This window comes from Actinacidiphila yeochonensis CN732 (assembly GCF_000745345.1).
Lineage (GTDB): Bacteria > Actinomycetota > Actinomycetes > Streptomycetales > Streptomycetaceae > Actinacidiphila > Actinacidiphila yeochonensis.
In genome coordinates, this window is record NZ_JQNR01000005.1 from 3,734,096 (window position 1) to 3,755,508 (window position 21,413).

At 73.9% G+C, this 21,413-nt stretch carries 18 protein-coding genes and 2 pseudogenes; 19 read left to right on the forward strand and 1 reads right to left on the reverse strand.

Going from position 1 to position 21,413, the window contains the following annotated elements:
• Window positions 1-100 precede the first annotated feature (100 nt).
• The 7 genes from dop to BS72_RS27170 all read left to right on the forward strand — a co-directional run bounded on the left by dop (window position 101) and on the right by BS72_RS27170 (window position 6,998).
• Window positions 101-1,612 carry a depupylase/deamidase Dop gene (gene dop, locus BS72_RS27140; protein WP_037914377.1) on the forward strand — a complete coding sequence of 504 codons (1,512 nt, stop codon included), beginning with the start codon at window positions 101-103 and terminating at the stop codon, window positions 1,610-1,612.
• 162 nt (window positions 1,613-1,774) lie between these two features.
• Window positions 1,775-1,993, forward strand: coding sequence for a ubiquitin-like protein Pup (locus tag BS72_RS27145; protein WP_037914378.1), 219 nt, complete (start codon window positions 1,775-1,777; stop codon window positions 1,991-1,993).
• A 431-nt stretch (window positions 1,994-2,424) separates the two neighbouring features.
• Window positions 2,425-3,273: a proteasome subunit beta gene (gene prcB / locus BS72_RS27150; protein WP_037914379.1), complete on the forward strand. Its 849-nt coding sequence runs from the start codon at window positions 2,425-2,427 to the stop codon at window positions 3,271-3,273.
• A gap of 92 nt (window positions 3,274-3,365) precedes the next feature.
• The gene (prcA, locus tag BS72_RS27155) at window positions 3,366-4,163 is read left to right on the forward strand and encodes a proteasome subunit alpha (protein ID WP_037914381.1); all 798 of its coding nucleotides are present in this window, start codon (window positions 3,366-3,368) and stop codon (window positions 4,161-4,163) included.
• 216 nt (window positions 4,164-4,379) lie between these two features.
• A complete protein-coding gene (locus BS72_RS27160) occupies window positions 4,380-5,057 on the forward strand; it encodes a TetR family transcriptional regulator (RefSeq protein ID WP_037914382.1) in 678 nt (225 codons plus the stop codon).
• A gap of 7 nt (window positions 5,058-5,064) precedes the next feature.
• Window positions 5,065-5,871, forward strand: a complete 807-nt coding sequence (locus tag BS72_RS27165; RefSeq protein WP_037917888.1) for an SDR family NAD(P)-dependent oxidoreductase — start codon at window positions 5,065-5,067, stop codon at window positions 5,869-5,871.
• An 86-nt stretch (window positions 5,872-5,957) separates the two neighbouring features.
• A complete protein-coding gene (locus tag BS72_RS27170) occupies window positions 5,958-6,998 on the forward strand; it encodes an NAD(P)-dependent alcohol dehydrogenase (RefSeq protein WP_037914384.1) in 1,041 nt (346 codons plus the stop codon).
• Window positions 6,999-7,126: 128 nt separating this feature from the next.
• Here BS72_RS27170 and BS72_RS27175 read toward each other — a convergent pair.
• Window positions 7,127-8,142: pseudogene (locus BS72_RS27175) on the reverse strand (LacI family DNA-binding transcriptional regulator).
• Window positions 8,143-8,437: 295 nt separating this feature from the next.
• Here BS72_RS27175 and BS72_RS27180 point away from each other — a divergent pair.
• The 12 genes and pseudogenes from BS72_RS27180 (at window position 8,438) to BS72_RS27235 (ending at window position 21,086) form a co-directional block, all read left to right on the forward strand.
• Window positions 8,438-9,685 carry an MFS transporter gene (locus BS72_RS27180; RefSeq protein ID WP_037914385.1) on the forward strand — a complete coding sequence of 416 codons (1,248 nt, stop codon included), beginning with the start codon at window positions 8,438-8,440 and terminating at the stop codon, window positions 9,683-9,685.
• A gap of 9 nt (window positions 9,686-9,694) precedes the next feature.
• Complete coding sequence (gene pafA / locus BS72_RS27185; RefSeq protein ID WP_037914386.1) at window positions 9,695-11,056, forward strand: Pup--protein ligase; 1,362 nt, start codon at window positions 9,695-9,697, stop codon at window positions 11,054-11,056.
• A 225-nt stretch (window positions 11,057-11,281) separates the two neighbouring features.
• The gene (locus tag BS72_RS27190; protein ID WP_037914387.1) at window positions 11,282-12,304 is read left to right on the forward strand and encodes an FKBP-type peptidyl-prolyl cis-trans isomerase; all 1,023 of its coding nucleotides are present in this window, start codon (window positions 11,282-11,284) and stop codon (window positions 12,302-12,304) included.
• Window positions 12,305-12,456: 152 nt separating this feature from the next.
• The gene (locus tag BS72_RS27195; RefSeq protein ID WP_037914388.1) at window positions 12,457-12,828 is read left to right on the forward strand and encodes an FKBP-type peptidyl-prolyl cis-trans isomerase; all 372 of its coding nucleotides are present in this window, start codon (window positions 12,457-12,459) and stop codon (window positions 12,826-12,828) included.
• 371 nt (window positions 12,829-13,199) lie between these two features.
• Window positions 13,200-14,141 carry a helix-turn-helix transcriptional regulator gene (locus tag BS72_RS27200; RefSeq protein WP_037914390.1) on the forward strand — a complete coding sequence of 314 codons (942 nt, stop codon included), beginning with the start codon at window positions 13,200-13,202 and terminating at the stop codon, window positions 14,139-14,141.
• Between the two features lie 43 nt (window positions 14,142-14,184).
• A complete protein-coding gene (locus BS72_RS27205; protein WP_037917891.1) occupies window positions 14,185-15,111 on the forward strand; it encodes a helix-turn-helix transcriptional regulator in 927 nt (308 codons plus the stop codon).
• Between the two features lie 76 nt (window positions 15,112-15,187).
• The gene (locus BS72_RS27210) at window positions 15,188-15,409 is read left to right on the forward strand and encodes a hypothetical protein (RefSeq protein WP_037917894.1); all 222 of its coding nucleotides are present in this window, start codon (window positions 15,188-15,190) and stop codon (window positions 15,407-15,409) included.
• Between the two features lie 11 nt (window positions 15,410-15,420).
• On the forward strand, window positions 15,421-15,624 hold the full coding sequence (locus BS72_RS35990) for a hypothetical protein (protein WP_037914392.1): 204 nt from the start codon (window positions 15,421-15,423) through the stop codon (window positions 15,622-15,624).
• 161 nt (window positions 15,625-15,785) lie between these two features.
• Window positions 15,786-16,073 carry a Sec-independent protein translocase subunit TatA gene (tatA, locus tag BS72_RS27220; RefSeq protein ID WP_037914393.1) on the forward strand — a complete coding sequence of 96 codons (288 nt, stop codon included), beginning with the start codon at window positions 15,786-15,788 and terminating at the stop codon, window positions 16,071-16,073.
• 112 nt (window positions 16,074-16,185) lie between these two features.
• Window positions 16,186-17,118: a twin-arginine translocase subunit TatC gene (tatC, locus tag BS72_RS27225; protein WP_037914394.1), complete on the forward strand. Its 933-nt coding sequence runs from the start codon at window positions 16,186-16,188 to the stop codon at window positions 17,116-17,118.
• A gap of 101 nt (window positions 17,119-17,219) precedes the next feature.
• Window positions 17,220-18,084: pseudogene (locus BS72_RS27230) on the forward strand (diacylglycerol kinase); the annotation flags it as partial.
• Between the two features lie 182 nt (window positions 18,085-18,266).
• Window positions 18,267-21,086 (forward strand): DEAD/DEAH box helicase, encoded by a 2,820-nt coding sequence (locus tag BS72_RS27235; protein ID WP_037914395.1) that lies wholly within the window; start codon window positions 18,267-18,269, stop codon window positions 21,084-21,086.
• The last annotated feature ends 327 nt before the right edge of the window (window positions 21,087-21,413 follow it).

Consider the following 21,413-nt stretch of genomic DNA (forward strand, 5'->3'; position numbering starts at 1 on the left):
GCTGCAAGCACCACCGCGCCGGCTGCGGGTCCCGACAGCGGGCACCCGCAGCCGGTGTGTTTCCGGTTCGGACGGGCCGGAACCGGGCAAGGAGGGCCGCATGACCGTACGGCGAGTAATGGGCATCGAGACGGAGTACGGCATCTCCGTCCCCGGCCACCCCAATGCCAATGCCATGCTCACCTCGTCCCAGATCGTGAACGCCTACGCCGCCGCGATGCACCGGGCACGCCGCGCCCGCTGGGACTTCGAGGAGGAGAACCCGCTGCGGGACGCCCGCGGCTTCGACCTCGCCCGGGAGGCGGCCGACTCCACGCAGCTCACCGACGAGGACATCGGCCTGGCCAACGTCATCCTCACCAACGGCGCGCGCCTCTACGTGGACCACGCCCACCCCGAGTACTCCTCGCCCGAGGTCACCAACCCCCTCGACGCCGTGCTGTGGGACAAGGCGGGGGAGCGGATCATGGCCGAGGCCGCGTTGCGGGCCGGCCAGCTCCCCGGCGCCCAGCCGATCCACCTGTACAAGAACAACACCGACAACAAGGGCGCCTCCTACGGCACCCACGAGAACTACCTGATGCGCCGGGAGACGCCGTTCTCGGACATCGTGCGCCACCTGACGCCGTTCTTCGTCTCCCGCCAGGTGGTCACCGGCGCCGGCCGGGTCGGCATCGGCCAGGACGGTCGCGAGGACGGCTTCCAGCTCAGCCAGCGGGCCGACTACTTCGAGGTCGAGGTCGGCCTGGAGACCACCCTCAAGCGCCCCATCATCAACACCCGCGACGAGCCGCACTCCGACGCCGAGAAGTACCGGCGGCTGCACGTCATCATCGGCGACGCCAACCTCTCGGAGATCTCCACCTACCTGAAGCTGGGCACCACCTCCCTGGTGCTGGCCATGATCGAGGACGGCTTCATCAAGGTCGACCTCGCGGTGGACCAGCCGGTGCGCACCCTCCACCAGGTCTCGCACGACCCCTCCCTGCGCCACCTCGTCACGCTCCGCAACGGCCGCACCCTCACCGCGGTGCAGCTCCAGATGGAGTACCTGGACCTGGCCCGCAAGTACACCGAGGAGCGGTACGGCAGCGACGCCGACGAGCAGACCCGCGACGTGCTGACCCGCTGGGAGGACGTGCTGGGGCGGCTGGAGCGGGACCCGATGAGCCTGGCCGGGGAGCTGGACTGGGTGGCGAAGCTGGAGCTGCTGGAGGGCTACCGGCGCCGCGACGGCCTGGGCTGGGACGCCGCCCGGCTGCACCTGGTCGACCTCCAGTACGCCGACGTGCGCCCCGAGAAGGGCCTGTACAACCGCCTGGCGGCGCGCGGGCGCGTGCAGCGGCTGCTGGACGAGCAGGAGGTGCTGCGGGCCGTACAGCAGCCCCCGGACGACACCAGGGCCTACTTCCGGGGCCGCTGCCTGGAGCAGTACGCGGACGACGTGGCCGCGGCGTCCTGGGACTCGGTCATCTTCGACCTGCCCGGGCGGGACTCCCTCCAGCGGGTGCCGACCCTGGAGCCCCTGCGCGGTACGCGTGAGCACGTCAAGACGCTGCTGGACCGCTGCCGGACCGCCGAGGAACTGGTCCGCACGCTGTCCGGCGGCTAAACGGGCCGGAACCGGGAAGAACCGGGTAGAGCCCGGGACGCGCCGGGAAACAGGACCGCGGTCCGCGGACGTTCACCAAGCGGCGACTTATCCGGGAGCCGCGATCCGGCCCTCCTTGTAGGGTCTGATCTTGTAGGCACGCAACCGAGCGGGGTGAGGGACATGGCTACGAAGGACACCGACGGCGGGCAGCAGCGGGCTACACGCTCCAGCGACGAGGCCGAGGAGGTCCAGGAGGAGACCAAGGCCGCCGATGACCTCAAGGAGCGCCACGAGAAGCTCTCGGACGACGTGGACTCCGTCCTGGACGAGATCGACGACGTGCTGGAGGAGAACGCGGAGGACTTCGTGCGCTCCTTCGTCCAGAAGGGCGGCCAGTAGCAGCCGGAAGGCCGCGACCGGGCCTCGTCCGGGCCTGCTCCCGGCCTGAGCCGGGCCTCGTCCGGGCCTGATCCGCGTCCGGTCCCGAGCCGGGGGCGCGCCCGGGCACGCCGGGGTCCGCGCGGCGCGGTACGGCAGCGGCCTCCAGGGGCCTCCAGCGGCTTTCCGGAGGCCGGCGGGCAGCCGGCCGCCGTCCGCGGCCGGAGGCACCCGCCGGCGCCCGTGCGCACTCGGCTGTGCCCGACCGTGCCCGATCGAGCTCATCCGTGCTCGTCCGTACTCGTTGTCCGCTCACCCGGTTCCTTCCGCCCCGCGCCTGCCGTCAACCCGTCGCCAGGCCGCGGGGCGGACGGATGCGCGGGCCGCGGGTGGACGCGCCGGGGCACGGGTAGGGTCCGTACCTAACGTCATGATCGTGTGGAAGGAATCGCGTGGAAGCCAACACTCGCAGCACCACCGGGCGTCTGCCGGCCGCCTTCCTGACGCCCGGCTCCTCCTCGTTCCTCGACTTCCTGGGCGACCACGCCCCCGATCTGCTCCCCGGCAGCCGCCCGCTGCCCGCGGTGAAGGGCGCGGTCGAGCTGCCGCACGGCACCACGATCGTCGCGGCCGTCTTCCCCGGCGGCGTGGTCCTGGCCGGCGACCGCCGCGCCACCATGGGCAACCTGATCGCGCAGCGCGACATCGAGAAGGTCTTCCCGGCGGACGAGTACTCCGCCGTCGGCATCGCGGGCACGGCCGGCCTCGCGGTGGAGATGGTCAAGCTCTTCCAGCTCGAGCTGGAGCACTACGAGAAGATCGAGGGGGCCACCCTCTCGCTGGAGGGCAAGGCCAACCGGCTGTCGACCATGATCCGGGGCAACCTCGGCATGGCGCTCCAGGGCCTGGCGGTGGTCCCGCTCTTCGCCGGCTACGACACCGACCGCGGCCGCGGCCGGATCTTCTCCTACGACGTCACCGGCGGCCGCAGCGAGGACACGGGCTTCACGGCCACCGGCTCCGGCTCGGTCTTCGCCCGCGGCGCGCTGAAGAAGCTCTACCGCCGGGACCTCACGCAGGAGCAGACCGTCACGGCGGTCGTCCAGGCCCTCTACGACGCGGCCGACGACGACTCCGCCACCGGCGGCCCCGACCTGACCCGCCGCATCTACCCGGTGGTGACCGTGATCACCGAGGACGGCTACCGCCGGCTGCCCGACTCCGAGGTCGCCGACGTCGCCCGCGCCGTCCTCGACGGCCGGCTGGAGAACCCCGACGGCCCGCGGGCCGAGGTGCTGTGACAGCGGCCGAGCCGCGAACCGGCCGCCCCGCCCGACCGGCGGCCCCCGCCACCCCCGCCCCAGCGCCGACAGCAGAAAGGCACGGATAGCCGGTGTCCACCCCGTTCTACGTCTCACCCCAGCAGGCCATGGCGGACCGCGCGGAGTACGCCCGCAAGGGCATCGCGCGCGGCCGCAGCGTCGTCGTCCTCCAGTACACCGACGGCATCGTCTTCGTCGCCGAGAACCCCTCCCGCGCCCTGCACAAGGTCAGCGAGATCTACGACCGGATCGCCTTCGCGGCCGTGGGCAAGTACAACGAGTTCGAGAACCTGCGGATCGGCGGCGTCCGCTACGCCGACCTGCGCGGCTACACCTACGACCGCGACGACGTGACGGCGCGCGGCCTGGCCAACGTCTACGCGCAGACGCTGGGCACGATCTTCTCCAGCGTCGGCGAGAAGCCGTACGAGGTGGAGCTGATCGTCGCCGAGGTCGGCGCCGGCCCCGAGGACGACCAGATCTACCGGCTGCCGCACGATGGCTCCATCGTCGACGAGCACGGCGCGGTCGCCGTCGGCGGCAACTCCGACCAGATCGGCAGCTACCTCGACCAGCGGCACCGCGACGGCATGACGCTCGCCGAGGCGCTGAAGCTCGCCGTGGAGTCGCTGGTGCGCGACAGCAACGGCAGCGGCGACCGGGAGCTCACCGCCGAGCAGCTGGAAGTGGCCGTGCTGGACCGCACCCGGCCGCAGCAGCGGAAGTTCAAGCGCATCCTGGGGAGCCAGCTCACCCGTCTGCTGGCGGCGGACGGCGGGGCGGCCCCGGAGCCGGACGAGGAGGGCGACGCCACGGCGGGCGGCGACGGCGAGCCGGGTGCCGCCGGCTCCGCCGACGCGCCGGAGTAGCCGGCCCGTCCCTCCCGCCAGGGCCGCCCCCGGTCCGCTCCAGGAACCCGTCAAGGGCCCCGGAGCGGACCGGGGGCGGCCCTTTCGCGCTCTCCGAGGGCCGTGGTCCGCTCGATGACCCGCTCGACGATCCGCTGATTCCATGATGTCCCTGTGGGACATATGTCTCATCGGGAAATATGTCCCATGGGGACATTCGGGCGTAGCGTGAGCGGCATGGACGCCGAAGAGCCCGAACCGCTGACCGGAGCACCGGTCGAGGACCGCCGGCTGCTCCGGGCCCGCCGCACCCGCGACGCGCTCGCCACCGCCGCCCTCGACCTGATCCTGGAACGCGGCCTGGCCGCCACCACGGTGGAGGCCGTCGCGGAGCGCGCCGACGTGACCCGCCGTACCTTCAGCCGGTACTTCACCGGCAAGGAGGACGCCGCCCTCGGCTTCGTCCGCGACGACGGCGAGCGCATCAACGCCCTGCTGCGGGCCCGGCCCGCGGCCGAGCCGCCGCTGGTGGCGTACCGCCGGGCGGTCTGCGCCTGGCTGGCCGACCGGGAGAACCCGGCATGGCACCTGAGGCCGAAGACGCGCCGGATGATCACCCTGGTCAACCGGGAGCCCGCGCTGTTCGCCGCGTACGAACGCATCCGGGTGGACGCCCAGGACGAGTCGGTCGGGATCATCGCCGACCGCCTCGGCGCCGGCCCGGGGGACCTGCGCCCGGCCGTCGTCGTGGCGGCCGCCGCCGGTGTGCTGACCGCCGCGCTGCGCGCCTGGGCGTGCGACGAGGGCGACCCGGACACCGCGGCCGACGACCTCGCCGACCTCGTGGAGCGCGCCTACGACGCCCTGAACACGGAGGCCGCCGACGCGGACCTCCACCGCACTACCGATGAGTGAGAGCACCATGAGCACCACCCCCACCCCGGCGACGCCCGCCGAAGTCCCCGCCGCCCCCGACGCCACCGAGTTCGCCGGGCGCACCGCCCTGGTCACCGGCGCCGCCTCCGGTATCGGCCTGGCCACCGCGCGCCGGCTGGCGGCCGGCGGCGCGAACGTCGTCATCGCCGACTACAACACCGAGGGCGCCGAGAAGGCCGCCGCCGCGCTGACCGCCGAGGGCCTGTCCGCCGCCGCCACCGGCCTGGACGTCACCCGGCCGGAGTCGGCCGAGGCGGCCGTCCGGTTCGCCGCCGACACCTTCGGCGGCCTCCACCTCGCCGTCAACAACGCCGGCATCGGCGGCCCCAGCGCCCCCACCGGCGAGTACGACATCGCCGCCTACGACCGGGTCATCCGCACCAACCTCGACGGCGTCTTCTACTGCCTGCGCCACGAGCTGCCCGCGATCGAGGCCGCCGGCCGCAGCGGCAGCATCGTCAACGTCGCCTCCATCCTCGGCTCGGTCGGCTTCGCCGGATCGCCCGCCTACGTCGCCGCCAAGCACGGCGTCGTCGGGCTGACCAAGACCGCGGCCGCCGAGTACGGCGCCCGGGGCATCAGGATCAACGCGGTGGGCCCCGGCTTCATCGAGACGCCGCTGCTCCAGGGCATGGAGAAGGAGGCGTACGACGGCCTCGTCGCGCTCCACCCGGCCGGGCGGCTGGGCCGGCCCGAGGAGGTCGCGGAGCTGATCGCGTTCCTGCTCTCGGCGCGGGCCTCGTTCGTCACCGGCGGCTACCACCTCGTCGACGGCGCCTACACCGCCGTCTGAGCCGGCCGAGCCACCGACTCAGCCGACTCACCCGACTCACGTGGGTCACCTGAGTCATCCGAGTCATCCGAGAGGAGAAGAAAGCCATGAAGGCACTCCAGTACCGCACGATCGGCGCCGCCCCCGAGGTGGTGACCGTCCCCGATCCCGAGCCCGGCCCCGGCCAGGTGCTGCTCAAGGTGACCGCCGCCGGGGTGTGCCACTCCGACATCGCGGTGATGAGCTGGCCCGCCGAGAGCTTCCCCTACGCGCTGCCGCTCACCCTCGGCCACGAGGGCGTCGGCACCGTCGCCGCCCTCGGCCAGGGCGTGACCGGCGTACGCGAGGGCGACGCCGTCGCCGTCTACGGCCCCTGGGGCTGCGGCCGCTGCGCCAAGTGCGCCGAGGGCAAGGAGAACTACTGCCTGCGCGCCGACGAGCTCGGCATCCGCCCGCCGGGTCTCGGCGCGCCCGGCGCCATCGCCGAGTACCTCCTCGTGGACGACCCGCGCCACCTGGTTCCGCTCGACGGGCTCGACCCGGTGGCGGCCGTGCCGCTGACCGACGCCGGCCTGACGCCGTACCACGCCATCAAGCGGGCGCTGCCGAAGCTCGTCCCGGGCTCGACCGCGGTCGTCATCGGCACCGGCGGCCTCGGGCACACCGCGATCCAGCTGCTGCGCGCGCTGACCCCGGCCCGGGTCGTCGCCCTCGACGTCAGCGAGGAGAAGCTGAAGCTGGCCCGTACGGTCGGCGCCCACGAGACGGTGCTCTCCGACGACAGCGCCCCGGCCGCCGTGCGCGAGCTGACCGGCGGGCTTGGCGCCCAGGCGGTGTTCGACTTCGTCGGCGCCGACCCCACCGTGCGGATCGCCGGCGCGGTCGCCGGGGTCGAGGCCGAGGTGGTCCTGGTGGGCATCGGCGGCGGCGCGCTGCCGGTCGGGTTCGGCCTGATGCCGTTCGAGGTGTCGGTCAGCGCCCCCTACTGGGGCAGCCGCGGCGAGCTCCAGGAGGTGCTCGCCCTGGCCCGCTCGGGCGCGGTCTCCGTCCACACCGAGACGTTCTCCCTGGACGAGGCGCCGCTGGCCTACGAGCGGCTGCACGCCGGGAAGGTGAACGGCCGCGCCGTGATCCTCCCCAACGGCTGATCCGGTCCGCCGAACCGGCCCGAGGCGGGTCCCCGGAGCGCCGGGGCCCGCCTCGGGCGTCGTACGGGGCGTCCCGGCCCTCTTCGGCTCCTCGCCGCCCCCGAGACGGCAGGGCCCGCGAAGGAGCCTCAGGACGGCGCCTGGGCCGTGGAGCCGCGGACGACCAGTTCCACCGGCAGCTCCACCGGCTCCACGGCCTGCCCGTCCAGCAGCGCCAGCAGCGCCCGCATGCCCTGGGCGCCGACCTCCTCCGCGGGCAGCCGTACCGTGGTCAGCTCCGGATCGAGCGCCACCGCCATGGACAGGTCGTCGAAGCCGGTGACCGACACCTCCGACGGCACCCGCAACCCCAGTTCCCGCACCGCCTTGCAGGCGCCCGCGGCCAGCACGTCCCCGTCGCACAGCAGCGCGGTCGGCCGCGGCCCCGGGCCGGTCAGCGCGCGCAGCGCCGCCTCCCGGGCCGCGCCGACGTCCAGCGCGCACCGCTCCGTGCGCGGCGCCCCAGCCCGGCCGCCGCCAGCTCCTCGGCCGCCGCCCGCGCCCGCACCCGGAACGTCCAGGTGTCCACCTCCGCCGCGAGGTGGGCGATCCGCCGGTGGCCGAGCGCCAGCAGGTGCCGCACCATCTGCCGGATGCCGTCGCCGACCGCCAGGTCCACGGCCGGCGGGCCGCCCGGCAGGGCGGGACCGCTGTCCAGCATCACCAGCGGCAGGCCGCCACCCGCGCCGTCGCCGTTGCCTCCCTCGCCGCTCCCGCCCTCGGCGATCCCGGCCAGCGCGTCCACCGCCATGGAGGAGGCGATCACCCCGTCGATGGCCGCCCGCGCCGAGCCGAACGGGTCCCGCGCCGGCCCCACGCCCTGCGGGCTGGGGTAGAGGACCACCCCGAAGCCGTGCTCGTGGGCCACCTCGGCGGCTCCGGTGTAGACCCGGGCGAAGTACTCGTTGGTGAGCGCCGGGACCACCAGCAGGGCCGTCCTGGTACGGCCCAGGCGCAGGCTGCGCGCCGCCAGGTTGGGCCGGTACCCCAGCGTCCCGGCGGCCTCCCGCACCGCCTCCGCCGTCCGCTCCGACACCCGGCCGCGCCACTTGCCGCCCAGCACCAGGGACACCGTCGCCTGCGAAACGCCCGCCGCCCGCGCCACGTCCCGCGAGGTCGGCCTCGGCGCCCCGCCGCCCGCCGGTCCGGAGCCGGACTGATCCGCGCCGGGGCCCCGCCGCCCGCCGCCCCGCCGTCGTCCGCCCGCGCACCCGCGGGCGCGTGCCCGCCGTCCGCCCGCGCACCCACCGCCGTGTGCCCCCCGATTCCGCGCCCCACTGCCGCACCGCCCCGCTCTCGCCCGTGCCGCGCGGGTGGACCCGGCGGATGCGGGGATGGTACATATACCCCCGCAGGTTATACGTACAACTACGCGTCGGCGCGGCGGAGGGGAAGCGGACATGGCGGCCGGATACGGCGAACTGCTGCGTACACGGCACGCGGCGAGACTCATCGGCGGCACCCTGCTGGGACGGCTGCCCAACGGCATGGCCGCACTCGCCGTGGTGCTCTTCACCCGCGCCCACGGCGGCGGCTACGGCCTCGCCGGGGCGCTGTCGGCGCTCTACGGCCTGGCCATGGCGCTGGGCCAGCCGCTGCTCGGCCGGGCCGTCGACCGGCGCGGCCAGCCCCGGGTGATGACGGGGGCGGCGCTGGTCTCCGGCGCGGGCCTGGCCCTGCTGGCCGTCAACGGGCCCCGCCCGCTGCCCGTCGCGGTGGTGGCCGTGGTGCTCGCGGGCGGGGCCACACCGCCCCTGGAGGGCGGCCTGCGCGCGCTGTGGCCGGCCGTCCTGGAGCGTGAGGAGCAGGTGCAGCGGGCGTACGCGCTCGACGCCGCCGCCCAGGAGGTGCTCTTCACCCTCGGGCCGCTGCTGGTCACAGTCGCCGTCGCGGCCGCCTCCGAGGCCGCCGCGCTGGTGTTCACCGGGTTGCTCGGCGTCGCCGGCACCCTCGTCGTCGTCACCTCCGCGCCGTCCCGGCGCTGGCGGGCCGCGGCCCACGAGGCCCACTGGCTGGGCGCCCTGCGCTCCTCGGCGCTGGTCGCGCTGCTGGCCGCCTGCCTGTGCGTGGGCGTGTCCCTCGGCGCCTTCGCGCTGGCCGCCGTCGCCTACGCCGACCGCCACGGCGGCGGGGGCGCCGCCTCGTGCCTGCTGGCCGCCAACGGTGCCGGCGCCCTCGCCGGAGGCCTCCTGTACGGCGCCCGCGCCTGGGAGGGCGCGCCCGAGAGGCGGCTGTGGCCGCTGGTGGCCGGCCTGGCCCTCTGCTATCCGCTGCTGATGCTCACCCCCGGGCTCGGCTGGATGCTGGCGCTGTCGGCCCTGGCCGGGGTGTTCCTGGCCCCCGCCCTGGCCTGCGCCTTCCTGGTGGTCGACCGGCACGCGCCGGCCGGCACCGTCACCGAGGCGTTCTCGTGGGTGGTGACCGCCATCGGCGTCGGCAGCGCGGCCGGCACCGCCCTCGCCGGCGCCGAGGCCCAGCACGGCGGCGGCCGGGCCGCGTTCGCCGTCTGCGCGGTCGGCGGTGTCGCGGCGCTGGCCGTACTGCTGTGCGCCGCGCCGGTCCTGACGCCTCCGAAGGCGGCGGCCGAGGGTGAAAAAGATCGGAACCCGGGCGCCGATCCCCGTTTCAGCACGTCGGATCGGGCGTAATGTTCAGACATGGACCGCCGCATTTTCGGGCTGGAGAACGAGTACGGCGTCACTTGCACGTTCAGGGGACAGCGGCGCCTGTCTCCTGACGAGGTGGCTCGGTACCTCTTCCGCCGTGTCGTGTCATGGGGTCGCAGCAGCAACGTGTTCCTGCGCAATGGCGCCCGGCTCTACCTGGACGTCGGTTCACACCCGGAGTACGCCACTCCGGAGTGCGACAACGTCACCGAACTCGTCACGCACGACAAGGCCGGCGAACGCATCCTCGAAGGGCTCCTGGTGGACGCCGAACGGCGCCTGCACGAGGAGGGGATCGCCGGGGACGTCTACCTGTTCAAGAACAACACCGACTCCGCCGGCAACTCCTACGGCTGCCACGAGAACTACCTGGTGGCCCGGCACGGGGAATTCTCCCGGCTGGCGGACATCCTCATTCCGTTCCTGGTCACCCGGCAGCTGCTGTGCGGTGCCGGAAAGGTGCTCCAGACCCCCAGGGGCGCGGTCTTCTGCGTCAGCCAGCGGGCCGAGCACATCTGGGAGGGCGTCAGCTCCGCCACCACCCGCTCGCGCCCCATCATCAACACCCGGGACGAGCCGCACGCCGACGCCGAGCGGTACCGCCGGCTGCACGTCATCGTCGGCGACTCCAACATGTCCGAGACCACCATGCTGCTCAAGGTCGGCGCCACCGACCTGGTGCTGCGGATGATCGAGGCCGGCACCGTCATGCGCGACCTCACCCTGGAGAACCCCATCCGGGCGATCCGCGAGGTCAGCCACGACATCACCGGCCGCCGCAAGGTCCGGCTCGCCTCCGGCCGCGAGGCGTCCGCCCTGGAGATCCAGCAGGAGTACTACGACAAGGCCGTCGAGTTCTGCGAGCGGCGCGGCATCCGCAGCGGCGTGATCGACCAGGTGCTGGAGCTGTGGGGCCGCACCCTGGAGTCGATCGGCAGCGGCGACCTCGACCGGATCTCCACCGAGATCGACTGGGTGATGAAGTACCAGCTCATCGAGCGCTACCGGAACCGGGACAACATCACCATGTCCCACCCCCGGGTCGCCCAGATAGACCTCGCGTACCACGACATCCACCGCCGCCGCGGGCTCTACTACCTGCTGGAGCGCAAGGGCCAGGCCCGCCGGATCTGCAGCGACCTGAAGATCTTCGAGGCCAAGTCGGTGCCGCCGCAGACCACCAGGGCCAGGCTCCGCGGCGACTTCATCCGCCGCGCCCAGGAGCAGCGGCGGGACTTCACCGTCGACTGGGTCCACCTGAAGCTCAACGACCAGGCGCAGCGCACCGTGCTGTGCAAGGACCCCTTCCGGGCCGTGGACGACCGGGTGGAGAAGCTGATCGCCGGCATGTAGCCGTAGCGGTCCGCCCGGCCCGCCTCCGCATCCGGGTCCTCCTGGGCACCCGGGTCCTCCCGGCCCGTCCCTCCGGAGGGCCACCCGCCGCCCCGGCGGCACCGCAGGCCCCGTGCGTACCTCGTGCGGGGCCTGCACCACGTCCTAAGGTGTGGGGGCGTCATATCGGACCAGCTGATCCGCCCCCGCGACCCCTGCCCCCACACCGACCCGAACGAGGACCCCGTGCGCCGACGCTCCGCCCTGCTCGCCGTGCCCGCTCTCCTGCTCACCGCCGCCGGCTGCGGCAGCGACAACAAGGACAAGGGCGGTTCGGCGACCGCCAGCCCGACCGGCTCCACCCCGACCAGCCCCGGGGCGTCCGGCACCACGGCCACGCCCTCCACGCAGATCGTCTCCGGCCCGGTCCCGGAGATCACCGCCGGCAAGGGCTTCGGCCAGAAGCCCACCGTCGCCAAGGGGACCGTCGCCCCCTCGCCGCAGCTCGCCGTGAAGACGGTGGTGCAGGGCAGCGGCCCGACCGTCGCCGGCGGCGACTACGTCACGGTCAACTACCTCGGCCAGATCTGGAACACCGCGAAGGTCTTCGACACCTCCTTCGGCCGCGGCCCGTACACCACCGTCATCGGGCAGGGGCAGGTCATCCCCGGCTGGGACGAGGGGCTGCTCGGCCGGAAGACCGGCAGCCGACTGGAGCTGGCCATCCCGCCCTCGCTCGGCTACGGCGACTCCGGCAACGCCCAGGCGGGCATCTCCGGCACCGACACGCTGGTCTTCGTCATCGACGTCCTCGACCGCTTCAACGGCACCAGCTCCGCCACCGGCAAGCCCGTCCCGCAGAAGAACCCCGACCTGCCGAAGGTGGGTACGAACACCGACGGCAAGCAGCCCTCGGTGACCATCCCCAAGGGCGCCAAGGAGCCGACGAAGCTGGTCGCCGAGTACATCCTGGAGGGCTCGGGGCCCGCGGTCACGTCCAGTTCCACCGTGCTCGCCCAGTACCAGGGCCTGGTGTGGACGACCGGCAAGTCCTTCGACTCCAGCTACAGCCACGGCCAGCTGGCCCCGCTCCAGCTCAGCCAGCTCATCCCCGGCTGGCAGCAGGGCCTGGTCGGCAAGAAGGCCGGCAGCCGCGTCCTGCTGGTCACCCCGCCCGCCCTCGGCTACGGCAAGACCCCGCCGAGCGGCAGCGGCATCCCGGCCGACGCGACGCTCGTCTTCACCCTGGACATCCTCGCGGTGATGTGACCGGCCGCCGACCGGGGGAGGGGGACCTGTGACCGGGTGCCCCCACCCCGCGCCGTGCCCCCGGCGCCCCGCCGTGCGGGCCGGGCGCCGGGGCCGCCGCGCCCGGTCTGCAAGACTGTGCAGGTTGCCCGCACCACTACAAGGAGCACGCAGTGAGCACCGAAAAGCCCGAGGTCGACTTCCCGGGCGGCGAGCCGCCGGCCGACCTGGAGATCAAGGACCTCAAGGTGGGCGACGGCCCCGAGGCCAAGGCCGGCGCCGTCGTCGCCGTCCACTACGTGGGTGTCGCCTTCTCCACCGGCGAGGAGTTCGACACGAGCTGGAACCGCGGCGCCCCGCTGCGCTTCCAGCTCGGTGCCGGCCAGGTCATCACCGGCTGGGACCAGGGCGTCGAGGGCATGAGGGTCGGCGGCCGCCGCCAGCTGACCATCCCGCCGCACCTCGCCTACGGCGACCGCGGCGCGGGCAGCGCGATCGCCCCGGGCGAGACGCTGATCTTCGTCTGCGACCTGGTCGCGGTCTGAGGTTCCCGGGCGGGCTCGGGGCGGTGGCGCTGCCGGCGCCGCCGCCCCGAGCGCCTTCCGGCACCCCCGGGCCCGTCCTGGCCTGGGACGGGCGGGGTTTGGGGAGCGGCCCCCGGGGGCGGTACGGTCCCTCTGCGAGGGCACGGACAACGGCCAGACCCAGCCGTACGCCGCGCCGTACGGCCGCAGGCTGCCCGGTGCGAGGGCGAGCCGGTGAGTGAGCCGAAGGGGGCGCCGCCGCCGTCGGGGAGAACGCGCGGAGATCCGTGACCGGGTCCTGGACGGAACCCGGGGGAGAGCGGGTCGAGCGCGATCGACCGTCGGCAGCGGGTCGCGCTCCCGGAGGCGGGCGGACACACAAAAGGGGAACTATGGCGATCGCCAAGGCCGAGCGGCTGATGAACCTCGCGCTGTGCCTGATGAACACCCGGCGCCCGCTCAGCAAGCGTGAGCTGCGCGCTTCCATCGAGGCGTACCACGAGGTCACCTCGGACGAGTCGTTCAACCGGATGTTCGAGCGCGACAAGGACGACCTGCGCGAGCTCGGCCTGGTGATCGACACCGTGGAGAGCGTCGACGGCGAGTTCGGCTACCAGGCGCGCAGCGACCGCAACCGGCTGCCCGACATCGTGCTGGACCCGGAGGAGGCCGCCGCCCTCGCGCTGGCCGCTAAGGTGTGGCAGCAGGCTCGGCTCGCCGAGGCGGCCAGCGGCGCGCTGCAGAAGCTGCGCGCGGCCGGGGTCCCCTACGAGGACGTCAACAGCGCCCTGGAGCCGCGTATCCCCGCGCCCGAGCCCGCCTTCGAGGCGCTGATGCTCGCCACCCGGGAGCGCCGGGCCGTCGCCTTCGACTACCGCAAGGCCAACGCCGCCCGGCCCGAGCCGCGGCTGGTGGAGCCGTGGGCCCTGGAGTGCTGGCGCGGCCACTGGTACCTGGCCGGCCACGACCGGGACCGCGGCGCCGTACGGGTCTTCCGGCTCTCCCGGATCACCGGACGGGTGAAGGTGCGCGGCGCGTTCACCGCCGAGGTGCCCGACCACGTGGACGTGCGCGAGGCCGTGGCCCGGTGGGCCGGCGACGGGGCCACAGCGGCCACCGCCCGGCTGCGGCTGCGCCGCGGCAGCGGCTACCCGCTGCGGGCCCGTGCGGTCACCACGGAGCCCATGGACGCCGACTGGGACGAGCTGGAGGTGCCCTACGGCCACGGCCTGGACGCCTGGCTGGCCGAGTTCGGGCCGGACGTCGTCGTCCTGGCCCCCGAGGAGCTGCGCGCCGACCTGCTGGACCGGCTGCGCGCCGTGGCGAAGGGCTGAGGGGGAGAACGGCGTGAGCAACGCGATCGACCAGACCCGGCGGATGCTGTCGCTGGTGACCTATCTGCGGGAGCGGCCCGGGGCGCGGGTGAGCGAGGTGGCCCGCGCGTTCGGCGTGACCGAGGCCGAGCTGATCGGCGACCTGAACGTGCTGCCGCTGTGCGGCACCAGCTTCCGCGGCGGCGACCTGCTCGACATCGACACCGACGGCGAGCGGATCTGGTGGCACAACCCCGGCACGGCCGACGACGTGGCGCAGCCGCTGCGGCTGGCCGCCGACGAGGCCACCGCGCTGCTGGTGGCCGCCCGCGCGGTCGCCGAGCTGCCGGGCCTGCGCGAGCAGGACCGGCAGGCCCTGCAGCGGGCCGCCGCCAAGCTGGAGGCCGCGGCGGGCGAGGCGGCCGGCGCCAGCGGACGGCTGTCGGTCACCTTCGAGGCCGAGGGCAGCGTGTTCGCCACCGTCGACCGGGCCCTGACCGAGCGCCGCCGGCTGTGGATGCGCTACTACTCGCCGGCCCGCGACACCCTCACCGAGCGCGAGGTGGACCCGATCCGGCTGTTCACCGTCGGCCACACCTACGTCGAAGGCTGGTGCCGGCTGTCGGAGGACCGGCGCACCTTCCGGCTCGACCGGGTCGCCGAGATCCGGCTCCTCGACGAGCCGTCGGACCCGCCCCGGATCGAGCCGCGGGACCTGTCCCAGGGCCTGGTGCAGCCGGCCGGCGACGACCCCGAGGTGGTCGTGGAGGTCGGTCCGGGCGGCCGCTGGGTCGCCGAGTACTACCCGCACGACAGCGCCGAGGAGCTGCCCGACGGCGGCCTGCGGATCACCCTGCGCACCCCCGACCCGGGCTCCCTGCGCCGACTGGCGCTGCGGCTGGGCCGGGACGGCCGGATCACCTCGCCGTCCGACCTCGTCGACGAGGCCCGCGAGGCCGCCGTCCGCGCCCTGGCCGCCTACGGTGAGTGACCGCACCGGCGGCGGGGCCGTTCCTCCGGCGCCGGCCTCCGACCGGGCGCCCCGGAGCGTCGCGGCCGCCGCGGAGATCCCCGCCCCCGCCTTCCGGGCCGGCTGCCCGCACTGCCGCACCTGCTTCGAACTCCCAGCGGGGGCGCTGCGGCTGGCCATAGGGGCCTCCGCGCGCACCACGTTCTACTCCTTCACCTGTCCGGAGTGCGGTGAGGCGGTCCGCAAGCCGGCGGGGGAGCGGATCGTGGAGCTGCTCACCGGCGCCGGGGTGCGCACCATGCGGCTCACCGGCCGGTAGGCTCGCGGCCCATGTGGTGGCTCTTCCTCTCCGTCGGGCTGGCGGCCGCCGGCCTGGCCGTGCTCGCGCTGTGCGCCGTCCGGGTCTTCACGGCCGTCCGCCGGCTGGCCCTCCAGGTGGCCGCCAGTACGGAGGCGCTGGGCGCCGCGAGCGACCGGTTGCGCCGGGCGGCTGAGCCGCTGGCCGTGCGGGCCGGCGAGATCTCACGCCGTTGAACCTGCCGCTATGACGGGGGGTGCGGGTACGCTGGCCCAGGCGGTGGCACCCAAGCGCGGCGGGGGCGGCCGCCTGGTGGCCACCGGCAGTCCGCCGGGCGTTCACCGTGCCACGTTACGATGCAACGCACACGCCGCCCAGGTGAGAAGGTGGAACACTGATGCTCGGCAACCTGAAGCCCCTGGAACTCCTCCTCATCCTCGCTGTGATCGTCGTCCTCTTCGGCGCCAAGAAGCTGCCCGATCTGGCACGCTCCCTCGGCAAGTCCGCCCGTATCCTCAAGAGCGAGGCCAAGGCCATGAAGGACGAGGTCAAGGACGAGTGGGCGGGCAAGGGAGAGTCGGCCGCCGCGCAGCAGGCCGCCGCCCGCACCATCCAGTCCGCGCCCGGCGACACCGCCAGCGCCCGCCCGGTCGCCGAGCCGGAGCACACCTCCGCCGCGAGCTGACCGCCCGGACAGACGACCGACCGGCCCCGCCCCCGCCGAAGCGGACGGGGCCCTGGTGAAGGACGAAGCCGTCACGGAACGATGACGGCTGCCGCACGAGACGAGGACGTGGGTGCCCAAGACCGCCCCCAAGCAGGACAAGGACCCCGAAGGGCGGATGCCCCTGGCGGACCACCTGCGTGAGTTGCGCAACCGGCTGGTCAAGTCGGTGCTCGCCATCATCGTGATCACCATCGTGGCGGCGTTCTTCTACAAGCACATCATCGAGCTGCTCCAGCACCGCATCCCCGCGAACGTGCGCTGCGTGAACGGGGCCACCCACCAGAAGAGCACCGCGCCCTGCGCCCAGATGACCGTCAACGGTCTGCTCGGCGGCTTCTCGATCGCGCTGAAGGTCTCGCTGATGGCCGGCGTGGTGCTCTCCTCGCCGGTGTGGCTCTACCAGCTGTGGGCGTTCCTCGCGCCGGGCCTGCACAAGAACGAGAAGCGCTACACCCTCGGGTTCGTCGCCGCCGGCGTGCCGCTCTTCCTGGCCGGTGCCACGCTGGCCTACGAGATCCTGCCGCAGACCGCGCGGATCATGATCGGCTTCGTGCCGAACGACACCACCAACCTGCTGGCACTGGACGACTTCCTGGACCTGGTGGTCCGCATGGTCGTCGTCTTCGGGCTCGCCTTCGAGCTGCCGCTGGTGCTGGTGCTGCTCAACTTCACCGGCATCGTCACCGGCCGCCGGATGCTCGGCTGGTGGCGGTGGATGGTCATCGGCATCACCGTCTTCGCGGCCGTGGCCACGCCCACCGGCGACCCGCTGACGATGTGCCTGCTGGCCGCGCCGATCGTCTTCCTGTACTTCCTCGCGATGGCCGTCTGCTTCCTCAACGACCGCCGCCGCGCCCGGCTCCGCGCCGCCGACCCGGACTTCGGCCTCGACCCGGACGAGGCGTCCGGCCTCGCCCACGTGCCGGAGCAGATCGCCGCCGAGCCCTTCGACGCCGAGGCCGAGCGCCGCGCCACCGACGCGGACTACGACGACGCCACCTGAGACCGGTGGTCGGCCCGGGCGCACCCGAGGCGCCCGGGAGGTTCGGCGGAGCGCAATCCAGGGGATGTCCCGCGGGCCGGGGGAGCCGGTAGGGTCCGCCCGTGACCCGCGACATCGCGCTCCTCGTCAACCCCTCGGCGGGCCGCGGCCGGGGCGCCCGGGCTGCCGTGCCGGTGCTCGAAACGCTGCGCCGCGCCGGGCACCGGGTGCGGACCGTGGTCGGCCGCGACGCGGCCGAGGCGCTGGACCTGGCGCGGGCCGCGGTGGCCGGCGGCCCGGACGCGCTGGTCGTCGTCGGCGGGGACGGCATGGTCGGGCTGGCCCTGCGGGCGGTGGCCGGCACGGATACCCCGCTGGGCGTGGTGGCCGTCGGCACCGGCAACGACTTCGCGCGGGTCAACGGCCTGCCGGTGCGCGATCCGCGGGCCGCCGCCGAACGGGTCGCGGAGGCCGTCGCCGCGGGCCGGACCCGCCGGCTGGACCTCGGCCGGGTCGAGGGGCGCTGGTTCGGCACCGTGCTGGCCTCCGGCTTCGACTCCCGGGTCAACGACCGGGGCAACCGGATGTCGCTCCCGCTCGGCCGGTTCCGCTACGACGCCGCGATGCTCGCCGAGCTGGCCGCGCTGCGCCCGATCCCGTACCGGGTCACGTTCGACGACGGGCCCGAGCGGGAGCTGGAGGCGGTGCTGATAGCGGTCGGCAACGGCTCCTCCTACGGCGGCGGGATGCGGATCTGCCCGGACGCCGACATGGCCGACGGCCTCTTCGACGTGTGCGTGGTCGGGCCGTGCAGCCGCACCACCCTGGTACGGGTCTTCCCGCTGGTCTACTCCGGTTCCCACCCCCGGCACCCGGTGGTGGCCGTGCACCGGCCGCCCGGGTGCGGCTGGCCGCGCCGGACGTCACGGCGTACGCGGACGGTGAGCGGGTGGGCCGCTGCCGGTGGCCGCGGAGACGGTGCCGGGGCGCTGCGGCTGCTGGCCTGAGCGGGCGGCCCGGCGCGGACCCGTACCGCGGGCTCGTCCGGGTGCGCCCGGGCGGCTTCGTGGCAAGGTGGGACAAGCCAGGGCAATGTTGCCCCCAGGTGCTGTCCGACGGGAAGAAAGATCACGCGCCGTGTCGGTCCCCTTGGGTACGCTCAAGGAGAGATGACCGAAGAGATGCCGCCAGCCGAGCGCTACGCCGCCAGCCTCCGCCGCGCCGCCGAGAACGCCACCGCCCTCGCCCAGTTCCGCGAACTCTACGAGTTCGGCCTCGACCCGTTCCAGACCGAGGCGTGCCAGGCCCTGGAGGCCGGCAGCGGCGTCCTGGTCGCCGCCCCCACCGGATCGGGCAAGACCGTCGTCGGCGAGTTCGCCGTGCACCTGGCCCTGCGCGAGGGCCGCAAGTGCTTCTACACCACCCCGATCAAGGCGCTGTCGAACCAGAAGTACAACGACCTCGCCAAACGCTACGGCGCCGACCGCGTCGGCCTGCTCACCGGCGACAACAGTGTCAACGGCGACGCGCCGGTGATCGTCATGACCACCGAGGTGCTGCGGAACATGCTCTACGCGGGCTCCGCCGCCCTCGACGGCCTCGGCTACGTGGTGATGGACGAGGTCCACTACCTCTCCGACCGCTTCCGCGGCGCCGTGTGGGAGGAGGTGATCATCCACCTGCCGCAGTCCGTCACCCTCGTCTCGCTGTCGGCCACCGTCTCCAACGCCGAGGAGTTCGGCGACTGGCTGGACACCGTCCGCGGCGACACCAGGGTGATCGTCTCCGAGCACCGCCCCGTCCCGCTGTGGCAGCACGTGCTGGCCGGACGCCGGATGTACGACCTCTTCGAGGAGAAGGCCGGGGTCGCGGGCGGCAAGCGCGAGGTCAACGCCGACCTGGAGCGGCTGGCCCGGATGGAGAGCCAGCGCCCCTACACGGGCCGCGGCAAGCGCGGCCGGGAGGCCGACCGGGAGCGCGAACGGCGCGCCCGCAGCCGGGTGTGGACGCCGAGCCGGGCCGAGGTCGTCGACCGGCTGGACTCCGAGGGGCTGCTGCCCGCCATCACCTTCATCTTCAGCCGGGCCGGCTGCGAGGCCGCCGTCCAGCAGTGCCTGTACGCCGGCCTGCGGCTCAACGACGACGCGGCCCGCGCCCGGGTGCGGTCCATCGTCGAGGAGCGCACCAGCGCCATCCCCGACGAGGACCTGCACGTCCTGGGCTACTTCGAGTGGCTGGAGGGTCTGGAACGGGGGATCGCCGCCCACCACGCCGGCATGCTGCCGACGTTCAAGGAGGTCGTCGAGGAGCTGTTCACCAAGGGCCTGGTGAAGGCGGCGTTCGCCACCGAGACGCTGGCGCTCGGCATCAACATGCCGGCCCGCTCGGTGGTGCTGGAGAAGCTCGTCAAGTGGAACGGCGAGACCCACGCCGACATCACCCCCGGTGAGTACACCCAGCTCACCGGCCGCGCCGGGCGGCGCGGCATCGATGTCGAGGGCCACGCGGTGGTGCTGTGGCAGCGCGGCTTCAACCCGGCCGCCGTGGCCGGCCTCGCCGGCACCCGCACCTACCCGCTGCGGTCCTCCTTCAAGCCCTCGTACAACATGGCGGTCAACCTCGTCGGCCAGTTCGGCCGGCACCGCTCCCGGGAGCTGCTGGAGACGTCGTTCGCGCAGTTCCAGGCCGACCGCTCGGTGGTCGGCATCTCCCGGCAGGTGCAGCGCAACGAGGAGGGCCTGGACGGCTACGAGGAGGCGATGACCTGCCACCTCGGCGACTTCGGCGAGTACATGGCGCTGCGCCGCGACCTGAAGGACCGCGAGGCGGAGCTGTCCCGGCAGGGGTCCGCCCAGCGCCGGGCCGAGGCCATGGGCGCGCTGGAGAAGCTGAAGCCCGGGGACATCATCCAGGTGCCGGCCGGCAAGTACGCCGGGCTCGCGCTGGTGCTGGAGCCGGGCATCCCCGGCCGGGCCGCCGGTGCCCACCACCCGCGCGGCGGCGAGTTCCACGAGGGCCCGCGCCCGCTGGTGCTCACCGCCGAACGGCAGGTCAAGCAGCTGGGCCAGATGGACTTCCCGGTGCCCGTGGTGGTGCTGGAGCGGATGCGGGTGCCGAAGTCCTTCAACCCGCGCAGCCCGCAGTCCCGCCGCGACCTGGCCTCGGCGATGCGCAGCAAGGCCGGCAGCGCGGGCTGGGCCGGTCCGGTCCGGCACCGCCGGGAGCGGTCGGCCGCCGCCGACGACACCGAGATCGCCCGGCTGCGCACCGCCATCAGGGCCCACCCCTGCCACGGCTGCGAGGACCGCGAGGACCACGCCCGCTGGTCCGAGCGCTACCACCGGCTGCGCCGGGACACCCAGGCGCTGGAGCGGCGGATCGAGGGCCGCACCAACACCATCGCCCGCACCTTCGACCGGGTCTGCGGGGTGCTCGCCGACCTGGACTACCTCGACGGCGACACCGTCACCCCGGACGGCCGCCGGCTGGGACGCCTCTACGGCGAGCTGGACCTGCTGGCCAGCGAGTGCCTGCGCGAGGGCGTGTGGGACGGCCTGGGGCCGGCGGAGCTGGCCGCGTGCGCCTCGGCGCTGGTCTACGAGGCCCGGCAGTCCGACGACGCCGTGGCGCCCCGGCTGCCCACCGGCAACGCCCGGGCCGCACTCGGCGAGATGGTGCGGATCTGGGGGCGGCTGGACGCCCTGGAGGAGCAGCACCGGATCAACCAGGCCGAGGGCGTGGGCCAGCGCGAGCCCGACCTCGGCTTCGCCTGGGCCGCCCACCGCTGGGCCTCCGGCCACACCCTGGACGCGGTGCTCTCCGACGCCGACATGCCGGCCGGCGACTTCGTCCGCTGGTGCAAGCAGCTGATCGACGTCCTCGGCCAGATCGGCAACGCCGCGCCGGAGGCCAGCCCGGTGCGCGGCAACGCCCGCAAGGCGGTCGACGCACTGCGGCGAGGCGTTGTGGCGTACTCCTCAGTCGGGTGAATCGTGCGGCGCGGGGTTGACGCACCCCGCGCCGCGGCCCGGCCGGCGGTCCGAAACCCCGCATTTCCTCAACTTCCCCTGGTCCCCGCCTTGATGGCCGGCCACGGAGTCGCGCAGACCGGCCCTCCTGGCCTTCCGCTCCTGTCCGGGTCATGGGCAGGACCTGTGCGGATCGTGTGAAACGGGGGTTCCGTTTTATCTTTTGCTTACCTGAGCACTGGTTGGCTAGAGCCGATGTATTTGCCATCGACAGCCGAATGCCGGGAAGCGGTACCTGCGTGAGCAGCCGACCCTCCGCCACCACGTGGCCCAGCGACAGCACAGGTA